Origin of the sequence: Spiribacter sp. 1M189, assembly GCF_040838345.1 — a bacterium.
GTDB lineage: Bacteria > Pseudomonadota > Gammaproteobacteria > Nitrococcales > Nitrococcaceae > Spiribacter > Spiribacter insolitus.
This window is the reverse complement of record NZ_JBAKFF010000001.1, coordinates 1,642,246-1,665,350: the sequence shown is the minus strand read 5'-3', so window position 1 is coordinate 1,665,350 and position 23,105 is coordinate 1,642,246. Positions and strand designations below refer to the sequence as shown.

The window sequence follows — 23,105 nt, the reverse complement described above, 5'->3', positions numbered from 1 at the left end:
GTCAGCTGCCCGCGGACTGACGCCGACTGCTGGAACCACCCTTGCGCTTGGTCGCGGTCTTGCGCTTGCCACCGCGGCCCTTCGGCTCAGGCGCTTCGTCGACCAGTGCCTGGCACTCGTCGCGAGTCAGGCTCTCGGCCTCGCGATCCTTCGGCACCTTCGCCCGTTTGCGACCGTCGGTCACGTAGGGGCCGAAACGACCCTTCATCACCGTGAGCGCACCGTCATCAAAGCTTTGGATGGTGCGTCTGGCGATGTTCTCCTTTTTCTCCTCGACCAGTTCGAGGGCGCGATCGCGCTCGATCGTGTAGGGATCGTCGTCTTTCTTCAGCGAAGCGAACTGATCACCGAAGCGGACGTAGGGGCCGAAGCGGCCGATGTTCACGCTCAGCGGAAGACCATCCGGCGTGGTTCCCAGATCACGTGGCAGCGTGAACAATGCCAGGGCTTCGTCGAGCGCAATGGTATCGATGCTCTGTCCAGGCCGGAGGCTGGCGAAACGGGGTTTTTCCTCGTCTTCGCGTGTGCCGATCTGCACGAATGGCCCATAGCGGCCGAGCCTTGCTGTCACCGGCCGGCCACTCTTCGGGTCGGTACCGAGCTCACGGGCCTTCATGACCTCGCCGCGCGATACCTGCTGCTTTTCCTCGACCCGCTCGTGGAACGGATCCCAGAACTCCCGCAGCACCGGCACCCATTCGCTCTCGCCGCGTGAGATCGCGTCGAGCCGGTCTTCCAGCCGGGCGGTGAATTCGTAGTCGACGTACCGGTCGAAATGCTCGGTGAGGAACTTGGTGACCACCCGGCCGGTATCCGTCGGCCTGAACCGCCGGTTCTCCAGCGTGACGTAATTGCGCGCCTGCAGCGTGGAGATGATCGAGGCATAGGTGGATGGCCGGCCGATGCCGTACTCCTCCAGTGCCCGCACGAGGCTGGCTTCGGAGTATCTTGGCGGAGGCTCGGTGAAGTGCTGTTCCGGTCGCAACGCCAGCAGTGGGATCTCATCCCCCTCCTCCAGCGGCGGGAGAATCCGCTCGCTGGCGTCGGCCGCCCGGTCATCGCCGTCTTCCTTGTAAACGGCCATGAAGCCCGGATCCCGGATGGTCGAGCCGGTGGCTCGGAAGCTCGCCGTGCTGCCGGCCGCCAGGTCCACCGAGACGGTGTCGATGGTGGCATGAATCATCTGGCACGCCACGGTGCGCTTCCAGATCAGGTCATAGAGGCGGTACTGATCATCGCTCAGGTGGCCCTTGAGTGCCTCCGGCTGGCGCTCGGGATCGGTGGGCCGGATGCCCTCATGCGCCTCCTGGGCGTTCTTCGCGCGGGTCCGGTACTGATTGGGTGTGGCTGGTAGCTTGTCCTTGCCGAAGCGGGCCTCGATCAGGCTGCGCAGGCCCTGGATGGCCTCCTGGGAGAGATTCACCGAGTCGGTTCGCATGTAGGTGATCAGGCCGACCGTGCCATTGCCGGTGTCCACCCCTTCATAGAGCTGCTGGGCAATCCGCATGGTCTGCTGGGCGGAGAAGCGCAGCTTTCGGGAGGCTTCCTGCTGCAGTGTCGAGGTGATGAAGGGCGCCGCCGGGTTGCGCCGCCGCTGCTTTTTCTCGACCCGGGTGACGCGCAGTTCGCCCCGGGCGCCCTCGCCCAGAGCCTCGCCCGGTGCTGCCGAGGCGTCGGCGCCCGCGGCCTCGAGAATCCGCCGTGAGGCAGACTCGGCCGTTTCGCTGTTGTTGATCGTGAACTGCTCGACTTTATCGCCGTCCAGCTGATGGAGCCGTCCGGTGAAATCCGTGCCGGCCCGATTCAGATCGGCCTCAATGCTCCAGTACTCCCGCGGAACGAAGGCCTCGATCTCTTTCTCGCGCTCGACTATCATGCGCAGCGCCGGCGACTGGACGCGCCCGGCGGAAAGCCCGCTGGTGATCTTGCGCCAGAGCAAGGGCGAGAGGTTGAAGCCCACCAGGTAATCCAGCGCCCGCCGCGCCTGTTGGGCATCGACCAGGTCGCCCGACAGGCCGCGCGGGTGCTCGATGGCATCACGGATGGCATCGCGGGTGATCTCGTAGAAGACCACCCGGTGCACTGGCTTGTCACTGAGTACGCCGCGCTCACGCAGCAGCTCCAGCAGATGCCAGGAGATGGCCTCGCCCTCCCGATCCGGGTCAGTGGCGAGGTAGACCGAGTCCGCTTTGCGGGTGGCCTTGGCGATGGCGTCCACCTGTTTGGCGTTGCGCTCCACCAGGCTGTAGTGCATTGCGAAGTCGTGAGACGGATCGACCGCCCCTTCCTTCGCGATCAGGTCGCGCACATGGCCATAGGAGGCCATGACCTCGAAGTCATTGCCGAGGTATTTGTTGATTGTGCGCGCCTTCGCGGGCGATTCGACGATAACGAGGTGATGGGCCATGTAGGGTTAGTGTGCAGTGGGATTCGGATGTTCAAAGAGAAGGTTTTCCATCCAGGCGCAGGCTTCTTCCTGACCCGGCCGGCTGAAGAGCACCATGAGCACGATCCACTTGAGCTGATCGAGTTCGATCGCTCCGTCGTCCAATGCCATGAGCTGCTCGATGACGAGTTCGCGGTTACTGGCCGTGAGAATCCCGGTCTGTTCAAGGAACATCAGGAAACCACGGCATTCCACATCGAGCCTCGCCATCTCCGCTTCGGTGTAGACGCGCAGCGCGCCATGACTGTCGGTGGCGACCGGCAGGTCCCGGCTGTCGGCCAGGGCATCGATCCAGTTGAGTGCCTTGTGGATCTGGGGTTCCGCAAATCCGGCGCCGCGCAGTTCCGACTCGATTTCTACGCGGTTCGGATCGACATCGACGGCGTCGTGAAAATAGTGCTCGAACAGGTACATCAGGATATCGAAGACGTTCTCTTTCATCCGCCTGCCCGATTGCTGATTCGCATGTAATGACCACCGTTGCAGGGCGCAACATGGCCCATAAGTTCCAGGCTCAGGAGCATGGAGGAAAGGATATCGGGCGTCAATGAAGTGCGCTCAGCAAGCGTTTCGAAGCCGATCGGGTCGTGTCCCATGGCATCAAGCAGGGCCCTGTAGTCGGCATCGAGCGCGCTGTCTGCGGGGGTGTCTGCCGTGTTTTCTTCGCCCGTCCCGGCCGCTGGTCCGTCCGGGGTCGTCATCATCCATCCGTCCGGCAGCTTGCGTATTTCGTCGATGACGTCATCGGCTTTTTCCACCAGGCGTGCGCCCTCGCGGATCAGCTGATGGCAGCCCTTGGCCACGGGGTTGTGAATCGATCCGGGGATAGCCATGACCTCACGTCCCTGCTCCACTGCCTGGTGGGCGGTGCCGAGCGCACCGCTCCGACGGCCGGCTTCCACCACGAGAACGCCCAGTGCGAGGCCGCTGATGAGGCGGTTGCGGCGCGGGAAAAGCCCTCGATTGACGGGTGTGCCCACGGGCATCTCCGTCACGATCGCCCCGCGTGTGACCAACGAACGGGCCAGCGCCTGGTTTTCGCGCGGGTAGAGGCGGTCCGGGCCGGTGGCCATGACGGCGATGGAGATGCCGCCCTCGGCGACCAGGGCCCCCTCGTGGGCGGCGGTGTCGATGCCCAGCGCCAGCCCGCTTGTTACCGTCAGCCCGCTGGCTGCCAGGCGGCCGGCGAAATCCTCGGCCGCCTCAATGCCACCCGGTGTAGGGTTTCGCGTCCCCACCACAGCGATCTGAGGGTTTTCCAGAACCGCCGGGTCACCGCGCACGAACAGCACCGGCGGCGGGTCGGGAATCTCCGCGAGCCGCGCCGGATAGCGAGGATCGGCTCGCGTAATGATATGGCATTCCCTTTGCTCGGCCCAGCGGCGGTCCGCCGCGACACCCTCCCTTGCCGAAGCCAGCCCGCGAGGGGCGGTAATGACCTGTGCCGGCAGCCCATGCGACGCCCGGTCAGCCTCGCTGGCCGCCAGGTAGGTCGCCGGCTCGCCGTAGGCGTCGATGATCTCCGCGGTCATTCGGGGGCCGATGCCGTCCAGATGGAGTAATGTCAGCCAGGCTTCGAGTGTATCCTCATTCATGGCGCTGCCGCGCGCCCTCCTCAATGGCGAGCAGGTAATCGCCGGGCCGGATTTCCCGGCGCGACGTTTCGATCGTCAGCACGGCCGGGTCGCCGCCACTCGCCACCCGCGCCTGCCCGAGGTAGATGCTGCTGCGGCCGGTCCGTCGATTTCTTTCATGCGCCAGTGCCGGTCCGGGGCGGATCAGATAATAGCGACTGGCACTTCGGCCGCCGAGTCCGGCCACATAAATCGCGTCTCCCGCGGCACTCAGGCGTCGGCCCTCCTCGCCAAGGATCACCCGCGGTAGATCCGTTTCGGACGGGAAGATCGCCGGCGGCTCTGCTGCCAGCGGCAGACAGACGAGACAGGCAAGCATCCCACCGAGTCGCAGCGCAGCTTTCGTACAGAGCATGACACACCCTTGTTCTTTCAGGCATTTGCTGGTCCCGGGCCGCGGCGGTTCGGTATACTGTCGACAAATCGGCAGACCGAGGCTGGCAGCGACGCGCTGCGGCCCTCAACGGACACTCCCATGGCCAAACGCGAAATTCTTCAGTACCCCGACGAACGGCTTCGAACCAGGGCCCGGCCGGTGGAAACCATCAACGATCGGATCCGGGATCTGGTCAGTGACATGTTCGAGACCATGTACGACGCGCCCGGCATCGGGCTTGCCGCGACGCAGATCGATGTGCACGAGCGCATTGTCGTGATGGATGTCAGTGAAGACGGCAGCGAACCGATGGTTCTGATCAACCCCGAGATCGTCCATCGCGCGGACGCCCGGGAGATCGCCGAGGAAGGCTGCCTGTCGATCCCCGGCTATGCGGACAACGTCGAGCGTGTTGATGCCGTTACCCTGCGCGCTCAGGACCTCGAGGGCGAAGCCTTCGAGATTGAGGCCGAGGGTCTGATGGCGCGCTGCATCCAGCATGAACTCGACCATCTCGACGGCCGACTGTTCATCGACTATCTCTCCGAGCTCAAGCGCAAACGACTCCGGCGGCGCTACGAGAAAGCGGCGCGCCAGCGCTCCGAGCAGACGCTCAAGACGGGTTCGGTCTGACCGGCGCGGCCACGCACGACGCGCCACGGGTGGTCTATGCCGGGACGCCGGCATTCGCCGTACCGGCGCTCGAGGCATTGATCGACTCCGGCTATCGGGTGGCCGCTGTGTATACGCAGCCCGATCGGCCGGCAGGCCGGGGACGGCGGCTGCGGGCGTCTCCCGTCAAGACCCTTGCCCTTGAGCACGGGCTCGTGGTGGAGCAGCCCGAAAGCCTCCGTGATCCCGCGGCTCAGGCCCGCCTGGCCGGCCATGCGCCGGATGCCATGGTGGTCGCCGCCTACGGTCTCATTCTCCCGCCCGCGGTGTTGGCCATACCCACGCAGGGTTGCCTCAATATCCACGCCTCGCTACTCCCGCGCTGGCGGGGGGCGGCGCCTATCCAGCGCGCCATCGAGGCGGGCGACGAGGAGAGTGGCGTCTGCCTGATGGAAATGGCCGCCGGCCTGGATACCGGGCCGGTGGTGGCCTGTCGCTCCACATCCATTGGCACGGAGGAAACGGCCTCAACTCTGCATGACCGGCTTGCCGACATGGGCGCCGAGCTGCTTGCGAGCACGCTGAACGACTGGCTGGCCGGTCGGATCGGCGCCAGCGACCAGCCGGCGGAAGGGGTGACCTACGCCGACAAGATCACCACCGAAGAAGCCCGTGTTGACTGGCATATGGACGCGGATTCACTCGCCCGCCGGGTGCGGGCCTTCAATCCCTGGCCGGTGATGCGTTGTCACCGCGATCATTCGCCACTGAAGATATGGGCAGCATGGGCCATGCCTGATCCAGCCACAACCGCTGCCCCCGGAGAGGTGCTCGCGGTGAGTGAGGAGGGCATCGACGTGCAGACCGGCGACGGTGTGCTTCGACTGCTCCAGGTGCAGGCGTCCGGGGGTCGGGCTCAGGCGGTGGCCGATTTCCTGCGCGGACATACGGTGCATGTCGGCGAAACCCTCCTTTAACCCGCGGGATACCGCGCTGGATGTGCTGTTCGCTGTTCTCGTCGGCGGGCGATCGCTGGATGCCGCCCTGGCCGAGTACGTGCCGGCGGATGCAGACAGTCGGGACGCCGGATTCTGCCGGGCGATCGCCTACGGCGTCCTGCGTCATCATCGGCGTCTTGGAGCCATTCGCGACCGGCTTCTGCATAAATCATTACGCAGTCGTGACCAGGACATGGCATTGCTGGTGGAGATCGGTCTGCAGCAGCTTGTCGCCATGGATGTTCCGGCCCACGCCGCGGTTTCGGAGACGGTCGCCGTCGCCCGTGGCCGGGGCAAGCATTGGGCCGCCCGGCTCATCAACGCCTTGCTGCGACGTTTCCAGCGCGAGCGGGATGCCTGCCTGGCCCTGGTTGATGCAGCGCCGTCGGTCCGGACTTCGGTACCCGACTGGCTGTTGACCCAGCTCAGGCATGACTGGCCGGACGCCTGGGACTCACTGCTCGAGGCCCAGAATACCCGCGCACCGATGACCTTGCGGGTCAATCGCCGACGTCAATCCGTTGCCGGCTATCAGCAGCGACTCGCGGAGGCGGGACTGCCCGCGCGGACCCTGGACGGGTTCCCCGATGCGCTGGTCCTGGAGCAACCGATTGCCGTGAGCCTTCTTCCCGGCTTTGAGGACGGTGACTGCTCGGTCCAGGATGGTGCCGCGCAACTGGCCGTCGAGCTGCTGTCGCCGGCGGCGGGAGATCGAGTGCTGGATGCCTGCGCCGCACCCGGCGGCAAGGCCGCGCATGCGCTTGAGCGTTCCGACGCAGCGCTCCTTGCGCTGGATGTGGATGAGGCGCGTCTGCAGCGTGTCACGGGCACCCTGCAGCGCCTCGGGCTGGCGGCGGAATGCCGGGTCGCGGATGCGGCTGCGACGGATGAGTGGTGGGATGGCCGCCCATTTGAGCGGATACTCCTCGATGCGCCTTGTTCAGGAACCGGTGTCATCCGCCGGCATCCGGATATCAAATGGTTACGTCGCGCCGACGACCCGCCTCGTTTACAGGCCAATCAGCGTCGCCTGCTGGATGCCTTGTGGCCGTTGCTGGCCCGTGGCGGGCGTCTGGTCTATTGCACCTGCTCCATTCTGGCGGCGGAGAATGAAGCCGTGATCGCCGCGTTCATGCAGGACGCGCCGGATGCACAGGCGGTGGATCCGGCGCTTCCCGTGGGCCAGCGGGTTGGGTACGGTCAACAGATTCTCACCGGCGATGCCGGTGTTGATGGCTTTTACTATGCCTGCCTCGAAAAACGCTGAGCGCGCTGCAATCGGATTCATTCTGCTGCTGATGGCGATGGCCGTCTTCGCACAGACCGATGGGTTCAAAGTCAGTGAGCTGGATATCCGCGTGGAGGATCAGCTGATGCTGGCCGACGCGCGCATCGACTATGCGCTCAGCAGCACGGCGACCGAGGCGCTGGAGAACGGGGTCGCGCTGGTCATCGTGCAGCGGCTGCGCCTCCAGCAGGCTCGCTGGTGGTGGCGGGATGCCGTTGTCGTCAGCCAGCAGCGCCGCTACCGGCTCCAGTATCACGCCATCAGTCGCCGCTACGTGCTCACCTGGCTCGAGAGCGGTGAATCCCGGAGCTACCGCAGCCTCGATGCCTTGCTGCTGCGCCTGGGCCGGATCCAGGCATGGCCGGTGATGCGTGTTGACCGCCTCGATGAGGGCGGGGACTACCGCCTGCGCCTGGATACGAGCCTGGAGGTGGATAAGCTCCCCCGACTGTTGCGCATGGTGGCGTGGATCAATCCCGACTGGCAGCTCCGCAGCGAGCCGATATACAGGGAGTTGTCGCCATGATGCAGCTTCCCCGCCAGGCGATCGTGAGGATTCTGCTGAGTGTCCTGCTGATCCTCTCGCTCTATCTTCTGAGTGCCGCCACTGAGAACTCCGTGCGCTTCGGCCGCCTCTACCTCTGGCTGCTGCTGATCAACGGCGTGGTTCTGGTGGCTCTGCTCGGCCTGATCGTCAATAACCTCTGGCGTCTGGTGAGGTCGGTTCGGGCACGCGAGACGGGCAGTCGCCTGACCCTTCGGCTGATGGCGCTTTTCGTAGTCCTCGCGGTGGTGCCCGGTCTGGTGGTTTACGGTTTTTCCATGCAGTTTCTGCAGCGCGGGGTGGACAGCTGGTTCGATGTGCGCGTCGAGAACGCACTCGATGACGCGCTGGCACTCTCCCAGGCCTCTCTCGATCAGCGCATGCGCGACATGCAGCAACGGCTGCAGGACGCCGCCAGGGATCTGGCGGATGTCACTGAGGAGATGGCGCCCATCACGCTGGGTGACCTGCGTGCACGTACCGGTGCCTCAGAGCTGGCCCTGCTCGGCGAGAACGGCCGCATCATCGCCGCGAGCAGTGTTGATACCGCGGATATCCTGCCGCACCGGCCGGAGGAGAGCATCCTCCTTCAGCTGCGCCAGGGCCGCCCCTATGTGGGCCTCGATCCCATCGAAAACGCAGGCCTCCATGTCCGCGCCCTGGTGCCGGCGCCCGGCCCCGGCGGGCCCGGCAGTAACCGCGTATTGCAGGGGCTTTTCCAGGTCTCGCCACGTATCGACAACCTCGCGGCAGAGGTGGAGACGGCATTCAGTGAATATCGCGAGCTTGCCTATCTACGCGGGCCGTTGAAGGACAGTTTCAGCCTGACGCTGTCGCTGGTGCTGCTTCTGTCGCTGTTGTTCGCGGTCTGGTCCGCCTTCTACCTTGCCCGTCGTCTGGTGGCGCCGGTCAGCCGGCTGGCCGAGGGAACCCGGGCCATGGCGGCGGGCGAGTATGGCACCCAGCTGGCGCCCGGCGGCAATGACGAACTGGGTTATCTGGTGCGTTCGTTCAATGACATGAGCCGGCGGGTGGCGGACGTGCGTGACGCGGCCCGGCACAGCCAGGAGCTGGTGGAATCACAGCGGGCCTACCTGGAGACCGTACTCGGGCGGCTGTCCTCGGGGGTGCTGGCCCTGGCGCCGGACGGCAGCCTGCGTACCTACAATCAGGCGGCCAGTGCCATCCTCTCCGTGCCGCTCAGCGAGGGCATCGGTCGTCCGCTCTCGGCCCTTGTCAGCCGCTATCCCGACTTCGGCCCCTTCGTCGATCTGGTCGCGGGCTATCGACAGTCGCCGGAACCGGAATGGCGCGCCGAGCTCAGCCTTGACACCAGCGAGGGCCGACGGGCGCTGATCTGTAGCGGTGCCACGCTGCCGGGCGAAGGAGAACGGGGTGGCGAGGTGATCGTCTTTGACGACGTGACCACGCTTATCCAGGCGCAGCGCGATGCCGCCTGGGGTGAGGTCGCCCGGCGTCTGGCACATGAAATCCGCAACCCGCTGACACCCATCCAGCTCTCTGCGGAGCGCCTGCAGCACAAGGTGGGTACGCGGCTCGGGGGCGATGAGGCGGCGCTTCTGCAGCGCTCCACTGAGACCATCATCCACCAGGTCGAGGCCATGAAAGAGATGGTCCAGGCATTTTCGGAATATGCCAGACCGCCGGCACTGCGGCCGCAGGCGGTGGATCTCAATGCGCTGGTGCGCGAGGTGGTGGAACTCTACCAGGGTGAGCCGGAGCAACCGGCATTCCGTCTCGACCTCGACGAGGATCTGCCATGGCTGCAGGCGGATCCGGGGCGTCTCAGGCAGTTGCTCAATAACCTGCTGCGCAATGCCCTCGAGGCCGGAGAAGCCGGTCATTGCCGCGTGGTGGTGGCGACCCGCCAGGGTAGCGGGCGTTACGCGGACATGATCGAGCTCGACGTTCAGGACAACGGGCCCGGTTTTGCGGAATCCATGCTCAATCAGCTCTTCGAGCCGTATGTCAGCACCAAGCCGCGCGGCTCTGGGCTGGGGCTCGCCATCGTCAAGAAGATTGTCGAGGAGCACAATGGCATGATAGGCGCCCGCAACGTTGACGGTGGCGCCCGGATCTCCGTGCGCCTGCCCCGGGTCATGCCGGGTGACGCCCGGCAAGGGAACGAGCAATGAGCAAGGGCTATGTACTGGTCGTCGACGACGAGCCTGATATTCGTGGACTCGTCCGGGAAATCCTGGAGGACGAGGGCTACGAGGTAGCGACCGCCGAGAGCGGTTCGGAGGCGCGTGCCCTGCTGCATGCCCGTCAGCCGGATCTCGTTCTGCTGGATATCTGGATGCCGGGTGAGGACGGTATCTCGCTGCTCAGGGAATGGGCCGGTGGCGGAACACCGGCCTTTCCGGTGGTGATGATCTCGGGGCACGGCACCGTGGAAACGGCGGTCGAGGCAACCCGCCAGGGGGCGGTGGATTTCGTCGAAAAGCCACTATCGATGGGCAAGCTGATCGCCACGGTCGGACAGGCCCTCCAGCAGCAGATGGCCGCAACCGCCGAGGCGGGTGGGTCGTCGACGATCATTGAGCCGGTCGGCCGCAGCACGGCCATGCGCAATCTCCGCGAACAGGCGGAACGGGTGGCGGCCAGCGACAGCTGGGTGCTCATCACGGGGGAACCGGGCAGCGGCCGGAAATGCCTCGCCCGCCACATCCACCAACTCAGCCCTCGATGCAATGGCCCGCTGGTGGAAGTCGCCGCCGGCACCATTGCCGGTCAGTCCGCGGCTGAGGAGCTTTTCGGTCAGGAGGAGGGTGGCCGGGTGACGCCCGGCCGGCTCGAGTCGGCGGCCGGGGGCACGCTGATCCTCGATGGGGCGATGGACCTGGACGATGAGGCGCAGACCCGGCTGGCATCGGCGATCGACGCCGGTGCATTCCAGCGTGTAGGGGGGGCGCAGCGCATCCCGCTTGACGTGCGCATGATTGCGGTCACCCGCCATGATCCCGCCGCCGAGGCCGTCACCGGACGATTCCGCCAGGATCTGGCCTATGCGCTCAGCGTGATTCCGATGTCAGTCCCGCCACTGCGGGAGCATGCCGAGGATATCCCCGAACTGGTGGCGTTCTATGTCGACCGCCTCGTGGATGCCGAGCAGCTCGATTACCGACGCTTCACCGTGGCGGCGCAGAACCGGCTGCGCAACCACGACTGGCCTGGCAATGTCCGCGAGCTGTGCAATCTCGTCCAGCGCCTGCTGGTGCTCGGCGACGGGCTCGATATCGACGTCGACGAAGTGGAATCGGCCCTTTCGGTCGTCCAGGCGGACAGCGCGGAGAGCGACTGGCCGCCGGCCCTGTCTCTGGATCTGCCCCTGCGCGAGGCGCGCGAGCATTTCGAGCGGGCCTATCTGCAGAAGCAACTGCAGCGTGCCGATGGCAGTGTGGCGCAGCTCGCCCGGCTGGCAGGCATGGAGCGGACTCATCTGTACCGAAAACTCCGGTCTTTGGGCATCGATCCGCGTGAAGGTGGCGAGACCAGTGGGGGACGGGCATGAAAATCATCATTCTCGGCGCGGGCCAGGTCGGGGGTACGGTTGCCACCAATCTGACCAATGAGGACAACGACATTACGGTGGTCGACCGGAATGCACAGATCCTCCAGGGGCTTCAGGATCGGCTTGACCTGCGCACGGTGGTCGGTAACGGCACCCATCCGGCGGTGCTTGAGCGGGCGGGCGCGGATGATGCCGACATGATCATTGCAGTGACCGATTCGGACGAGGCCAACATGGTGGCCTGCCAGATCGCCTCCACCCTGTTTCATACGCCCAGCAAGATCGCCCGGGTGCGGGCCGTGGAGTATCTGTCACATCCGCAGATCTTTGCCCCCGATGCCCTACCGATCGACGTGCTGATCAGTCCGGAGCAGCTGGTCACGCAGTACGTCCGCCGTCTCATCGAGCATCCCGGGGCGCTTCAGGTCATGGACTTCGCCGACGGCAAGGTCCGCCTGGTGGGGGTGAGGGCCTATTACGGCGGCCCGCTGGTTGGCCAAGAGCTGCGGACGCTACGCGAGCATGTGCCGGGCGTGCAGACCCGGGTCGCCGCCATCTACCGCCGCGGCAGCGCCATCATCCCGGAGGGGGATACCGTCATCGAGGCCGGCGACGAGGTGTTCTTCGTGGCGGCCCGCAAGAACATCCGCGCGGTGATGAGCGAGCTGCGGCGGCTCGACAAGCCGGTCAAGCGCATCATGCTCGCCGGTGGCGGCAATATCGGCACGCGACTGGCGAAAGCCCTTGAGACGCGCTACCAGGTCAAGATCATCGAGCAGAACCCGGCCCAATGCCGGATGATCGCCGATGAGCTCAAGAAGACCATCGTGCTGCATGGTGATGCGGCGGATGAGGATCTGCTGCTCGAGGAGAATATCGAGAACACCGATGTATTCTGCGCGCTGACCAATGATGACGAGGCCAACATCCTCTCGGCCATGCTCGCCAAGCGGCGCGGCGCGCGGACGGTCATGGCACTGATCAACCGGGCCGCCTATGTGGATCTCATCCAGTCCAGCGACGATATCGATGTGGCCATTTCGCCACAGCAGGCCACGATCGGCAGTCTGCTGGCGCATATCCGGCGCGGCGATGTCGCCACGGTGCATAGCCTGCGCCGCGGTGCCGCCGAGGCCATCGAGGCCATTGCCCATGGTGATGCGGGCAGTTCCGAAGTGGTGGGCCGGCGCATTGATCAGATCCGCCTGCCAAGGGGCACGACCATCGGCGCCATTGTCCGTGGAGACGAGGTGGTGATGGCGCATCATGACACGGTCATCGAGCCCGAGGATCACGTCATCCTGTTCCTGGTCGACAAGAGCCGCCTCGCCGACGTCGAAAAGCTCTTCTCGGTGGGCGTCACCTTCCTCTAGGAGGAGCGTAATCCATGCATCCCGATGCCGTTCAGCGCGTGCTGGGTGTTCTGCTGATGGTCTTCAGCATCACCATGCTGCCGCCGGGGCTGATCGGCGTAGCCATGGCCGATGGCGTCGCCATGGCTTTTTTCCTCACCTTCGGCTTGCTGCTTGCCCTGGGCGCCCTGCTCTGGCTGCCGGTCCGCCGCTCGCGGCGTGAACTGCGCACCCGCGACGGGTTTTTCGTTGTGGCGATGTTCTGGGTGGTCCTTGGTATGGCGGGCGCCGTCCCGCTGGTGCTCCAGAACGCGGTGAGCCTGTCCCTGGTGGACGCCCTGTTCGAGAGCATCTCCGGGCTGACGACCACGGGCGCGACGACGATTGTCGGCATTGACGATCTGCCCCTGTCGATCCAGTACTACCGCCAGCAGCTGCAGTGGCTTGGCGGCATGGGCATCATTGTGCTCGCGGTGGCCATCCTGCCGATGCTGGGCATTGGCGGCATGCAGCTTTATCGGGCCGAACTTCCGGGCCCGGTCAAGGATGCCAAGCTCACGCCGAGGATCGCCGAGACCGCCAAGGCCCTGTGGTACATCTATCTGGGCCTGACGGTAGCCTGCGCCATTGCCTACTGGCTGGCGGGCATGACCGCGTTCGATGCAATCGGTCACTCGTTCACGACCATCGCCACCGGTGGCTTCTCCACGCACGATGCGAGCATGGGGTACTACGACAGCGCCCTGATCGAAATGATCGCGGTGGTGTTCATGATCATTTCGGCGCTTAACTACTCGCTGCATTTCATGGCCTGGCGACGGATGAGCACGGAGCCCTGGCGGACCGACCCCGAGCTGGTCACCTTCCTGACCGTGCTTGCCGTGGTCACTTTCCTCATGCTGGGCGGGTTGCTGATCTATCAGGCCGCCCACAACCTGCCCCTGGAAGAGACCTGGCATCACGCCATCTTCCAGGTCGTCTCGTTCGCGACCACCACGGGCTATACCACGGCCTCATACTATGTGTGGCCGGCCTTTCTGCCCGTGCTCCTGCTGTTCGTGGCGGTGGTTGGCGGCTGTGCCAACTCCACTTCGGGCGGCCTGAAAGTGATCCGCGTGCTTCTGCTCTGGCGCCAGGGTGGTCGTGAGATCCTGCGTCTGATCCATCCCCAGGCGCAGATACCGGTCAAGGTGGGTGACCGCCCCGTGAACGAGCGGGTGATCGATGCGGTCTGGGGGTTTTTTGCGGCCTATGTGCTGCTCTTCGTGCTGCTGATGTTGATCATGCTCGCCATGGGGCTCGATCAGATAACGGCCTTCTCGGCGGTGGCCTCCGGGCTGGCCAACCTCGGTCCGGCGCTGGGTGAGGTGGCGGCCAATTTCGCCAGCGTCGGTGACGGACCCAAGCTGGTGATGTGTGTGGCCATGATCATGGGGCGACTGGAGATCTTCACGCTGCTCGTGCTGTTCACGCCGGCCTTCTGGCGGCGGTGACGCCGGGATTGCTAGTCTCTGCGTCATGGATATCAACGCACTCCGGAAGATGATTGAAGGTGGCCGGGACGGGGCGATGCCCCGCCTGACGCTGGGTGAAGCCATGGCCCGGGAGGGGGATACCGCGGAGGCCGTTGGGCACCTGCACAAGGCCATCGAGTTCGACCCTGACTACTCGGCGGCCTGGCGGGCGCTTGGGCGTCTGCAGCTGAAGGCCGGTGACACCGAGGCCGCGGCAGCGACCTTCCGCCAAGGGCTGGAGGCCGCACGTCGTCGCGGGGACATGCAGATCGTGCGCGAGCTTGAGGTGCGCCTGAAGCGACTGGAAGGCGAATGATCGGGCTGCTACAGCGCGTCACTCATGCTGAGGTGCGCATCGATGGCGAGTCGGTGGCTGCCATCGGGCAGGGGTTGCTCGTGCTCGTCGGCGTGGAGGCCGGAGATGACGCCGCGACGGGACGGCGGTTGCTGGAGCGCCTGCTCGGTTACCGGGTTTTTGCTGATGACGCGGGGCGCATGAACCGCAGCCTCGCCGATACCGGAGGTGGTCTGTTGCTGGTGCCCCAGTTCACGCTGGTGGCGGATACTCGCAAGGGCTCGCGGCCCGGGTTTTCCGGGGGCGCTGATCCTGCCGAGGCGCAGTCTCGGTTCGTGGATCTGGAGGCAGCCGCCCGAGAGTGTCATTCGCCGGTGGCCGCCGGCGTCTTCGGCGCCGATATGCAGGTGAGCCTCTGCAATGACGGCCCGGTCACGTTCTGGCTGACGGTTCCTCCCCGCTCACGGCCGTAACGGCGGCATGCTATCCTGCGCCGCGACGGCAGAGAGGCGATCCAACCGATGAGCGAACGCAAGGCAACCATTGAGCGCAACACGCTGGAAACACAGATCCGCGTGAGCCTCGACCTCGACGGCAGTGGCGATGGTGAGCGCCGCACCGGTGTTGGCTTCTTTGACCACATGCTGGATCAGCTGGCCCGGCATGGTCTTTTTGACCTGAATGTCGCCGCCGAGGGCGATCTGCATATCGATGCCCATCACACCGTCGAGGACGTCGGCATCACGCTGGGGCAGGCCTTCGCCGCCGCAGTGGGCGACAAGCGTGGCGTGGCACGTTATGGCCACGCCTTCTGCCCGCTGGACGAAGCGCTGTCGCGGGTGGTGGTGGACTTCTCCGGCCGCCCCGGACTCTTCTTTCGTGCCGCCTTTCCGGTCGAGCGTATCGGCGGGTTCGATACCCAGCTGGTGAGGGAGTTCTGGCAGGGCTTTGCCAGTCATGCGGCGGTGACGCTGCACATGGATGCCCTGCAGGGTGAAAATGCCCATCACATCGCCGAGACGCTTTTCAAGGCGGGCGGGCGGGCGTTGCGAATGGCCTGTTCACCCGATCCGCGGCTGGGCGATGCACTGCCTTCCACCAAGGGGGCGCTCTGAACGGATTGAACGGGAGGCCTCGGCGATGAGCATCGCGGTGATCGACTACGGCATGGGTAACCTGCGTTCCGTGGAGAGGGCGCTGGTCCATGTCGGGGCGCCGCAGGTGCACGTGACCGATGACCCGGCCGTGATTGATGCCGCCGAGCGGGTCGTGTTCCCGGGCCAGGGCGCGGTGCGCGACTGCATGAGTGCACTCCACCGCCATGAGCTCATCGATGTGCTGGATCGAGTGATGCGGGATCGGCCGTTTCTGGGTATCTGCATGGGCATGCAGGCGCTGATGACCCGCAGCGAGGAGAACGAGGGCGTCGAGGCGCTTGGCCATTTCCCCGGTACCGTGCGCCATTTCCGTCGACTGACCGGCGATGACCCCCGCCTCAAGATCCCGCATATGGGCTGGAATCGTCTCCGTCAGGTACGCCGGCATCCGCTTTTCGCCGGCATTGCCGATGAGACACGGTTCTACTTCGTGCATAGCTATTATGTCGATCCCGATGACGAGTCCATTGTTCAGGGCCGGAGCGAGTATGGTGCCTCGTTCGCGGCGGCCATCGGGGCGGCCAACGTCTTCGCCACGCAGTTTCACCCCGAGAAAAGTCAGCAGCCGGGGCTGCAACTGCTGAAAAATTTCCTGTCCTGGGATGGAGAGCCATGCAGCTGATCCCCGCCATTGACCTCAAGGATGGCAAATGTGTCCGCCTGCGCCAGGGGCGCATGGATGACGAGACCGTATTCTCCGAGGATCCGCTCGCCGTTGCCGACCGCTGGGTCAGGGCCGGCGCCCGCCGGCTGCACCTGGTCGATCTGGACGGGGCCGTGGCCGGCTTCCCGATTAACGCGGACATCATCGGCCGGATCGCCGAAGCTCACCCAGCGGTGGGTGTTCAGGTCGGCGGCGGGATCCGTAGCTTCGAGGTGATCCAGACCTACCTGGATGTCGGCGTCAATCATGTGATCATCGGCACCCAGGCCGTGCGTGCTCCGCATTTCGTGGATGACGCCTGTCTGGAGTTTCCCGGTCATATCATCGTCGGTCTTGATGCCCGGGAGGGTCGTGTCGCCACCGATGGCTGGGCGAGCGTCTCGGAGACCGCTGCCAGTGATCTTGCCCGCCGTTTCGAGGATGCCGGTGTGGACTCCATTGTGTTCACCGACATCGGACGCGACGGAATGATGCGTGGCGCCAATGCCGAAGCCACCGCTGAACTGGCCCGGGCCATCGATATTCCCGTCATTGCCTCCGGCGGTGTCACCAACCTCGACGATGTCCGCGCGCTATGTGCCGTGGCGGATGCCGGCATCAGCGGCGCCATTGTCGGCCGGGCGCTGTATGAAGGCAGCATTGATCTGGCGGAGGCCCAGGGTCTGGCCGACCAGCTTGTGAAGGGCGATTGAACATGGGTGTCGCGCGCCGGATCATTCCCTGCATGGACATTGACGCCGGTCGGGTTGTCAAGGGCGTGAAGTTCGTGGACATCCGCGATGCGGGAGATCCGGTCGAGATTGCCCGTCGCTATGATCGCGCCGGTGCCGACGAGCTCACCTTTCTCGATATCACGGCCAGTCATGAAGAACGGGATACGCTGGTGCATATGGTCGAGGCAGTGGCCTCGGAGGTATTCATCCCGCTGACCGTGGGCGGGGGCATCCGCTCGGTGGCCGATGTCCGGCGCATGCTCAACGCCGGTGCCGACAAGGTGTCCATCAACACGGCGGCCATCCGCGAGCCCGACCTGGTCCGCGAGGCCGCCGAGCGATTCGGCTCGCAGTGCATCGTCGTCGCCGTCGATGCCAAGCGCCATGGCGGCACCGTGGCCGAGCCCCGCTGGGAGGTGTTCACCCACGGCGGACGCAAGCCCACTGGACTCGATGCCGTGGAATGGGCGGAGCGGATGGCCGAGGCCGGCGCAGGCGAGTTGCTGGTGACCAGCATGGATCGCGATGGCACCCGGATCGGCTTCGACAACGCGCTGAATCGAGCGATTTCAGATCGCGCCGGTGTGCCCATGATCGCCTCGGGTGGCGTCGGTCGTCTCCAGGATCTGGTCGATGGGGTGATCGACGGGCATGCCGATGCCGTGCTGGCGGCGAGCATCTTCCACTTCGGCGAGTACACGATTGCCGAGGCGAAGGATTACATGGCGGCTGCGGGTATCGAGGTGCGCCGATGAGCTGGCTGGATGAGGTAGCCTGGAACGCCGACGGCCTGGTGCCCGTGATTGCCCAGGATGTCGATGATGGCCGGGTGTTGATGATGGCCTGGATGAATCGGCAGGCGCTGGAGTCGACACTCACCACCGGGGAGGCCGTTTACTGGTCCCGGTCACGGCAGCGGCCCTGGCACAAGGGCGAGTCCTCGGGCAATGTTCAGCGTGTCAGGGGCATAGCGATGGACTGTGACGGCGATACACTGCTTCTGCAGGTACAGCAGGTCGGCGGTGTCGCCTGCCACACCGGGCGGCGCAGCTGCTTTTACAGGCGGCTGGATGACGGTCAATGGCGGGTTGTCGAGTCGGTCCGTAAGGATCCTGCGGCCATGTACGGGGGCAGCAACAGTGAGCGATGAGATACTCCGGCGCCTCGATGAGGTGCTCGAGGCCCGGCGGGCGGCCGATCCGCAACAGTCCTATGTCGCCGGGCTGCACGCGGCAGGCATCGACCGCATCCTGCGCAAGGTCGGCGAGGAGTGTACCGAAACCGTCATCGCGGCCAAGAATGGCAATCGCGACGACATCGTTTATGAAACCGCGGATTTGTGGTTCCATAGTCTTGTCATGCTTTCCCACTGCGGGCTCGACTCCGAGGCCGTACTCGCAGAGCTCGAGCGTCGCTTCGGGCTCTCCGGGGTCACCGAGAAAGCGGCGCGGGACAACAAGGGCGATAGCGCCCGATAGCACATGCTGGAGGTAGTCCAAGATGGGTCCTGGTGGAATTAGTCCCTGGTCACTGCTGCTGATCCTGGTCATTGTCCTGTTGCTCTTCGGCACCAAGAAGCTTCGTAACGTGGGCTCCGACCTGGGTGGCGCGCTTAAGGGGTTCAAGAGCGCCATGAGCGAGAGTGAGAAAGCCGCCAAGGAAGGCAAGGAGAGCCTCGAGAAGGACGAGGGTGAGGACGCGGAACAGCCTTCGACCGCGCAGCGGGAGCAGGTGGACGAAAAGGAAAAGTCGGGCGGCGGTTCCTGAGCGTCGGGAGTAGCCGCTGATGCTCGATGTCAGTTTCTGGGAGCTGCTCATCATCGGGGCGATCGCGCTTGTGGTGGTTGGCCCCGAGAGGCTTCCACGGCTCATGCGCACGATCGGTCTCTGGGCCGGGCGGGCCCGGGCCTCGTTCCAGTCCATTCGTGACGAGGTGGAGCGCGAGGTGAATGCCGAGGGGCTCCGTGAGACGCGGCGTGCAGTGGATCAGCAGGCCAATGAGGCCAAGCGCCACGTGGACGAGGCCGTGAAGGGCGAAGCGAGTCCTACGCCGTCGCCCTCAGATGAAGGGCCGGCGGCGGGTGCGCCGGAGCAGAGCCCGGTCAAGCCGGCTGCTGGCAGCGACAGAAGCGAGGGAGAAGACGGCCGGTGACCGATCCTGCCAGTGACCCGGATTATCAGGACGAGGATCGTCCACTCCTGAGTCATCTGCTGGAGTTGCGCACGCGGCTTATTCGTTCCGCAGCCGTTGTCCTGCTGCTCTTCCTCGTTGCCTACCCCTTCCGGGATGCCCTCTATTCGGCGCTGGCCGGCCCACTGATGGCCGTCCTGCCCGAGGGCGCCACGATGATTGCGACGCAGGTCGCGACGCCGTTCCTGATCCCCCTCAAGGTGGCGCTGGTCGGCGCGTTCTTCCTGAGTATCCCGTTCCTGCTCTATCAGCTCTGGGCGTTCGTCGCGCCGGGGCTCTATCGGCATGAGAAACGGCTCATATGGCCCTTGCTGATCTCCAGTATACTGCTGTTCTATCTTGGCATGGCGTTTGCATACTTTGCGGTTTTTCCCCTGATTTTCCAGTTTTTTGCGGCCGCAACGCCGGAAGGTGTGTCGATGATGACCGACATTGGTGAATACCTGTCGTTCATCATGGCGCTTTTCTTCGCCTTCGGCGCCGCATTCGAGGTGCCGATCGCCACCATCCTCCTGGTTCGCAGTGGCGCCACGACCCGGCGAGCGCTGGCTGCCAAGCGTCCTTACGTGATCGTCGCCGCCTTTACGGTCGGCATGCTGTTGACGCCCCCCGATGTCATCTCGCAGGTGCTGCTGGCCGTGCCGGTGTGGCTGCTGTTCGAATTGGGTATCTTCTTCTCCCGCTGGTTCGAGGCTCCGTCGGCTGTCGAGGTAGGCCCCGATTCCGATAATTCATGATCACTTCCGGGGTTACCCGGGGGTAATTGCTGACCTGGGCGTCAGAAAAAACAGGGGTCTGGGTGGGTGAGGCCGTAACAAGTGTGCGAAAAATGCCCTAAGTGCCCATCGCTGTTGTGTTTAGAGCCGGTCGACGGTATCTTTACAGAAACTCGTTCAACGAGGTCCTCCCTCCGCAAACGCAGGTGACCTGCCATGAGTGGTGCGTTTGAGCAAGCGCTCAGTCATTCCTACCTCAACGGAACCAATGCGAATTTCATTGAGGCCCTCTACGAGAAGTATCTGAGTGATCCCCACTCCGTAGAGCCCCGCTGGCGCGATTATTTCCGCGACCTCGAGTCCATGGATCCCGCGCGGGTGCGTGATGTGCCGCACGGCCCGATTCGCGAAGCCTTCGAGCAGATGGGACGCAGCAGCGCCCGTGGGCGTGCGGTGCTCGCCGGCGAAGGCATGGATGCTGTGGCGGCCCAGAAGCAGGCGGCGGTGCTTCGCCTGATCAACGCCTATCGTGTCCGCGGCCATCAGCACGCCGATACCGATCCGCTGCATCTGCGGGAGTATCCGGAGGTTCCCGATCTGGACCCCGCCTTCCACGGTCTGACCGAAGCCGACATGGATACGGAGTTCAATACGGGCTCGCTGTTTGCTCCCGACCGTCTCACGCTTCGGCAGATTATCGAACAGGTCCAGCGGGTGTACTCGGGCAAGATCGGCTCGGAGTACATGCATATCACCGATACGGCGCAGAAGCGCTGGATCCAGGAGCGCCTCGAAAAGCCCCAGGCACAGCCGAAGCTCGATGATGAGCAGAAACAGGCCCTGCTCGGCCGGCTCACCGCCGCGGAGGGCATCGAGAAGTATCTCAATAGCAAGTACGTGGGTCAGAAGCGCTTTTCGCTGGAAGGTGGTGAGGCGACGATCCCGGTGCTTGATGAGATCGTCCAGCGTGGCGGAGCTCACGGGGTCAAGGAGCTGGTGCTGGGCATGGCCCATCGAGGCCGACTCAACGTGCTCATCAACATCATGGGCAAGTCGCCCGCGGAGCTGTTTGCGGAGTTCGAGGGCGAGCATGCCCCCGAACACGCGAATGCCGGCGACGTGAAGTACCACATGGGCTACTCGTCGGACATCGACACACCCGGCGGTCCGCTGCATCTGGCATTGGCCTTCAACCCCTCACACCTTGAGATCGTCAATCCCGTGGTCGAGGGCTCGGCTCGCGCCCGGATGCGCCGCCGCGACGACGAGACCGGCGAGTCGGTCCTTCCCGTGCTCATCCACGGTGACGCCGCCATGGCCGGTCAGGGCGTCGTGATGGAGACCTTCCAGCTCTCGCAGGCGAGGGGGTTTTACACCGGGGGCACCGTCCACCTGGTCATCAACAACCAGATCGGGTTCACCACCTCCAATCCGCTGGATACCCGGTCGACCTTCTACTGCACCGAAGTGGCGAAGATGGTGCAGGCGCCGATATTCCACGTGAACGGCGATGATCCCGAGGCCGTGCTGTTCGTGACCCGGCTGGCCATGGACTATCGGCGCACCTTCCACTCCGATGTGGTCATCGACCTTATCTGCTATCGGCGGCATGGCCACAACGAGGCGGATGAGCCCTCGGCCACGCAGCCGATGATGTACCGGAAAATCAAGGCACGGCCGTCGGTGCGCAGGCTCTACGCCGACCAGCTCATGTCGGAGGGGGTCATCGACAAGGATCGTGCCCGGGGCATGGAGCGCGAATACCGCGACGCCCTGGACGCCGAGCAGGTCGTCGCGCCGGGTGCGCTCGAGGAGCAGGACAACGACTTTACCGTCGACTGGTCGCCCTATTTTGACGCGGCCTGGGACGAGCCCGTGGACACTGCAGTGTCGGTTGAGCGTATTCGCAGCCTGCAGGAGCGACTGCAGCGGCTACCCGAGGGCTTCGAGCTGAATCCGCGGGTTGCCACGGTCATGGAAAGCCGCCGCAAGATGGCTGCCGGCGCGCTGGCAATGGACTGGGGCTTTGCTGAAACCATGGCCTACGCGAGCCTGCTCGAGGAAGATCATGCGGTCAGGCTCACCGGTCAGGATTCGGGGCGAGGCACCTTCTTCCATCGCAACTCCGTCCTCCATAACGCCGTCGATGGCTCCACGCATACACCGCTGAAGACCATTCCGGAGAGCGCGGATGACTTCGTGGTCATCGATTCACTGCTATCCGAGGAGGCGGTGCTCGGGTTCGAGTACGGCTATGCAACGGCCGATCCCCGCACCATGGTGATCTGGGAGGCGCAGTTCGGCGATTTCGCCAACGGCGCGCAGGTCCTGATCGATCAGTTCATTGCCTCGGGTGAGACCAAATGGGGCCGGCTCTGCGGGCTTGCGCTTTACCTGCCGCATGGCTACGAAGGTCAGGGTCCGGAGCACTCCTCGGCGCGTATCGAGCGTTTCCTACAGCTCTGTGCCGAGCAGAATATCCAGGTGTGCATCCCGTCGACGCCGGCTCAGTTCTTCCACATGATCCGTCGCCAGATGCTGCGCCGCTGGCGCAAGCCACTGGTGGTCATGACGCCCAAGAGTCTGCTGCGCCACAAGCTCTCCACCTCGGTGCTCGATGATCTCTCAGGGGGGCATTTTCAGGTGGTCATCGACGATACCGAGGGCGTCAAGGCCAGCAATGTCCGCCGGGTCGTGCTTTGCAGTGGCAAGGTCTACTACGACCTGCTCGAGGAGCGTCGCCGGCAGGAGCGGAATGATGTGGCCCTCGTGCGCATCGAGCAGCTCTATCCGTTCCCGGAGGCGCAGCTCTCCGCGCTGCTCAAACGCCGTTACAAGACCGCCAAGTCGGTGGTCTGGTGTCAGGAAGAACCCAAGAACCAGGGTGCGTGGTACCAGATCTACCATCACCTCACGCAGTGTGTAACCCGCGAGCAGAAACTCACTTATGCCGGTCGCGATCCGTCGGCATCCCCCGCGGTGGGTTACGCCAAGGTTCACCATGAGCAGCAGCGTCGCCTCGTGGCGGACGCGCTTGGCAAGATTCACGGATAAAAAGAGCGAGGAGTCG

The 23,105-nt window shown here is 64.6% G+C and carries 24 protein-coding genes; 20 read left to right on the top strand and 4 right to left on the bottom strand.

Features of this window, described 5'->3' with window-relative positions; translation table 11 throughout:
* Window position 1 precedes the first annotated feature (1 nt).
* Genes V6X30_RS08410 through V6X30_RS08395 form a run of 4 tightly spaced genes read right to left on the bottom strand, consistent with a single transcriptional unit; the run spans window position 2 to window position 4,435 of the window.
* Entirely contained in the window at window positions 2–2,407 is a 2,406-nt protein-coding gene (locus tag V6X30_RS08410) for a DNA topoisomerase I (protein ID WP_367984166.1), read from the bottom strand.
* 6 nt (window positions 2,408–2,413) lie between these two features.
* Window positions 2,414–2,887: a DUF494 family protein gene (locus tag V6X30_RS08405; RefSeq protein ID WP_367978344.1), complete on the bottom strand. Its 474-nt coding sequence runs from the start codon at window positions 2,885–2,887 to the stop codon at window positions 2,414–2,416.
* The gene (gene dprA / locus V6X30_RS08400; protein WP_367984165.1) at window positions 2,884–4,041 is read right to left on the bottom strand and encodes a DNA-processing protein DprA; all 1,158 of its coding nucleotides are present in this window, start codon (window positions 4,039–4,041) and stop codon (window positions 2,884–2,886) included. Before dprA ends, V6X30_RS08405 begins: the two co-directional genes overlap by 4 nt.
* Complete coding sequence (locus V6X30_RS08395; RefSeq protein ID WP_367984164.1) at window positions 4,034–4,435, bottom strand: hypothetical protein; 402 nt, start codon at window positions 4,433–4,435, stop codon at window positions 4,034–4,036. Before V6X30_RS08395 ends, dprA begins: the two co-directional genes overlap by 8 nt.
* A 120-nt stretch (window positions 4,436–4,555) precedes the next feature.
* Between V6X30_RS08395 and def the strand changes: the two genes are divergently transcribed.
* The 20 genes from def to V6X30_RS08295 all read left to right on the top strand — a co-directional run bounded on the left by def (window position 4,556) and on the right by V6X30_RS08295 (window position 23,089).
* Window positions 4,556–5,089 carry a peptide deformylase gene (def, locus tag V6X30_RS08390; RefSeq protein WP_367984163.1) on the top strand — a complete coding sequence of 178 codons (534 nt, stop codon included), beginning with the start codon at window positions 4,556–4,558 and terminating at the stop codon, window positions 5,087–5,089.
* 29 nt (window positions 5,090–5,118) lie between these two features.
* The gene (gene fmt / locus V6X30_RS08385; protein ID WP_367984162.1) at window positions 5,119–6,045 is read left to right on the top strand and encodes a methionyl-tRNA formyltransferase; all 927 of its coding nucleotides are present in this window, start codon (window positions 5,119–5,121) and stop codon (window positions 6,043–6,045) included.
* Window positions 6,023–7,333, top strand: a complete 1,311-nt coding sequence (rsmB, locus tag V6X30_RS08380) for a 16S rRNA (cytosine(967)-C(5))-methyltransferase RsmB (protein WP_367984161.1) — start codon at window positions 6,023–6,025, stop codon at window positions 7,331–7,333. Before fmt ends, rsmB begins: the two co-directional genes overlap by 23 nt.
* A gap of 37 nt (window positions 7,334–7,370) precedes the next feature.
* The gene (locus V6X30_RS08375) at window positions 7,371–7,880 is read left to right on the top strand and encodes a DUF4390 domain-containing protein (protein ID WP_367984160.1); all 510 of its coding nucleotides are present in this window, start codon (window positions 7,371–7,373) and stop codon (window positions 7,878–7,880) included.
* A complete protein-coding gene (locus V6X30_RS08370; protein WP_367984159.1) occupies window positions 7,877–10,054 on the top strand; it encodes a sensor histidine kinase in 2,178 nt (725 codons plus the stop codon). The genes V6X30_RS08375 and V6X30_RS08370 overlap by 4 nt, the downstream gene beginning before the upstream one ends.
* Complete coding sequence (locus V6X30_RS08365) at window positions 10,051–11,433, top strand: sigma-54-dependent transcriptional regulator (protein WP_367984158.1); 1,383 nt, start codon at window positions 10,051–10,053, stop codon at window positions 11,431–11,433. Before V6X30_RS08370 ends, V6X30_RS08365 begins: the two co-directional genes overlap by 4 nt.
* Window positions 11,430–12,806 (top strand): Trk system potassium transporter TrkA, encoded by a 1,377-nt coding sequence (trkA, locus tag V6X30_RS08360; protein WP_367984157.1) that lies wholly within the window; start codon window positions 11,430–11,432, stop codon window positions 12,804–12,806. The genes V6X30_RS08365 and trkA overlap by 4 nt, the downstream gene beginning before the upstream one ends.
* A 14-nt stretch (window positions 12,807–12,820) precedes the next feature.
* Window positions 12,821–14,278, top strand: coding sequence for a TrkH family potassium uptake protein (locus V6X30_RS08355; protein ID WP_367984156.1), 1,458 nt, complete (start codon window positions 12,821–12,823; stop codon window positions 14,276–14,278).
* A gap of 76 nt (window positions 14,279–14,354) precedes the next feature.
* Window positions 14,355–14,615, top strand: coding sequence for a tetratricopeptide repeat protein (locus V6X30_RS08350; RefSeq protein WP_367984155.1), 261 nt, complete (start codon window positions 14,355–14,357; stop codon window positions 14,613–14,615).
* Window positions 14,612–15,067, top strand: a complete 456-nt coding sequence (gene dtd / locus V6X30_RS08345) for a D-aminoacyl-tRNA deacylase (RefSeq protein WP_367984154.1) — start codon at window positions 14,612–14,614, stop codon at window positions 15,065–15,067. The genes V6X30_RS08350 and dtd overlap by 4 nt, the downstream gene beginning before the upstream one ends.
* A gap of 48 nt (window positions 15,068–15,115) precedes the next feature.
* A complete protein-coding gene (gene hisB, locus V6X30_RS08340) occupies window positions 15,116–15,709 on the top strand; it encodes an imidazoleglycerol-phosphate dehydratase HisB (RefSeq protein WP_367984153.1) in 594 nt (197 codons plus the stop codon).
* A gap of 25 nt (window positions 15,710–15,734) precedes the next feature.
* Entirely contained in the window at window positions 15,735–16,373 is a 639-nt protein-coding gene (hisH, locus tag V6X30_RS08335) for an imidazole glycerol phosphate synthase subunit HisH (RefSeq protein WP_367984152.1), read from the top strand.
* Window positions 16,364–17,107: a 1-(5-phosphoribosyl)-5-[(5-phosphoribosylamino)methylideneamino]imidazole-4-carboxamide isomerase gene (hisA, locus tag V6X30_RS08330; protein WP_367984151.1), complete on the top strand. Its 744-nt coding sequence runs from the start codon at window positions 16,364–16,366 to the stop codon at window positions 17,105–17,107. The genes hisH and hisA overlap by 10 nt, the downstream gene beginning before the upstream one ends.
* Window positions 17,108–17,109: 2 nt before the next feature.
* Window positions 17,110–17,883, top strand: coding sequence for an imidazole glycerol phosphate synthase subunit HisF (gene hisF / locus V6X30_RS08325; protein ID WP_367984150.1), 774 nt, complete (start codon window positions 17,110–17,112; stop codon window positions 17,881–17,883).
* Complete coding sequence (gene hisI, locus V6X30_RS08320) at window positions 17,880–18,278, top strand: phosphoribosyl-AMP cyclohydrolase (protein ID WP_367984149.1); 399 nt, start codon at window positions 17,880–17,882, stop codon at window positions 18,276–18,278. Before hisF ends, hisI begins: the two co-directional genes overlap by 4 nt.
* Window positions 18,268–18,606, top strand: a complete 339-nt coding sequence (locus V6X30_RS08315) for a phosphoribosyl-ATP diphosphatase (protein WP_367984148.1) — start codon at window positions 18,268–18,270, stop codon at window positions 18,604–18,606. Before hisI ends, V6X30_RS08315 begins: the two co-directional genes overlap by 11 nt.
* Window positions 18,607–18,628: 22 nt before the next feature.
* Window positions 18,629–18,895, top strand: a complete 267-nt coding sequence (gene tatA, locus V6X30_RS08310; RefSeq protein ID WP_367984147.1) for a twin-arginine translocase TatA/TatE family subunit — start codon at window positions 18,629–18,631, stop codon at window positions 18,893–18,895.
* Between the two features lie 19 nt (window positions 18,896–18,914).
* Window positions 18,915–19,280, top strand: coding sequence for a Sec-independent protein translocase protein TatB (tatB, locus tag V6X30_RS08305; protein WP_367984146.1), 366 nt, complete (start codon window positions 18,915–18,917; stop codon window positions 19,278–19,280).
* Window positions 19,277–20,056: a twin-arginine translocase subunit TatC gene (gene tatC / locus V6X30_RS08300; RefSeq protein WP_367984145.1), complete on the top strand. Its 780-nt coding sequence runs from the start codon at window positions 19,277–19,279 to the stop codon at window positions 20,054–20,056. The genes tatB and tatC overlap by 4 nt, the downstream gene beginning before the upstream one ends.
* 195 nt (window positions 20,057–20,251) lie before the next feature.
* Window positions 20,252–23,089, top strand: a complete 2,838-nt coding sequence (locus V6X30_RS08295; RefSeq protein WP_367984144.1) for a 2-oxoglutarate dehydrogenase E1 component — start codon at window positions 20,252–20,254, stop codon at window positions 23,087–23,089.
* The last annotated feature ends 16 nt before the right edge of the window (window positions 23,090–23,105 follow it).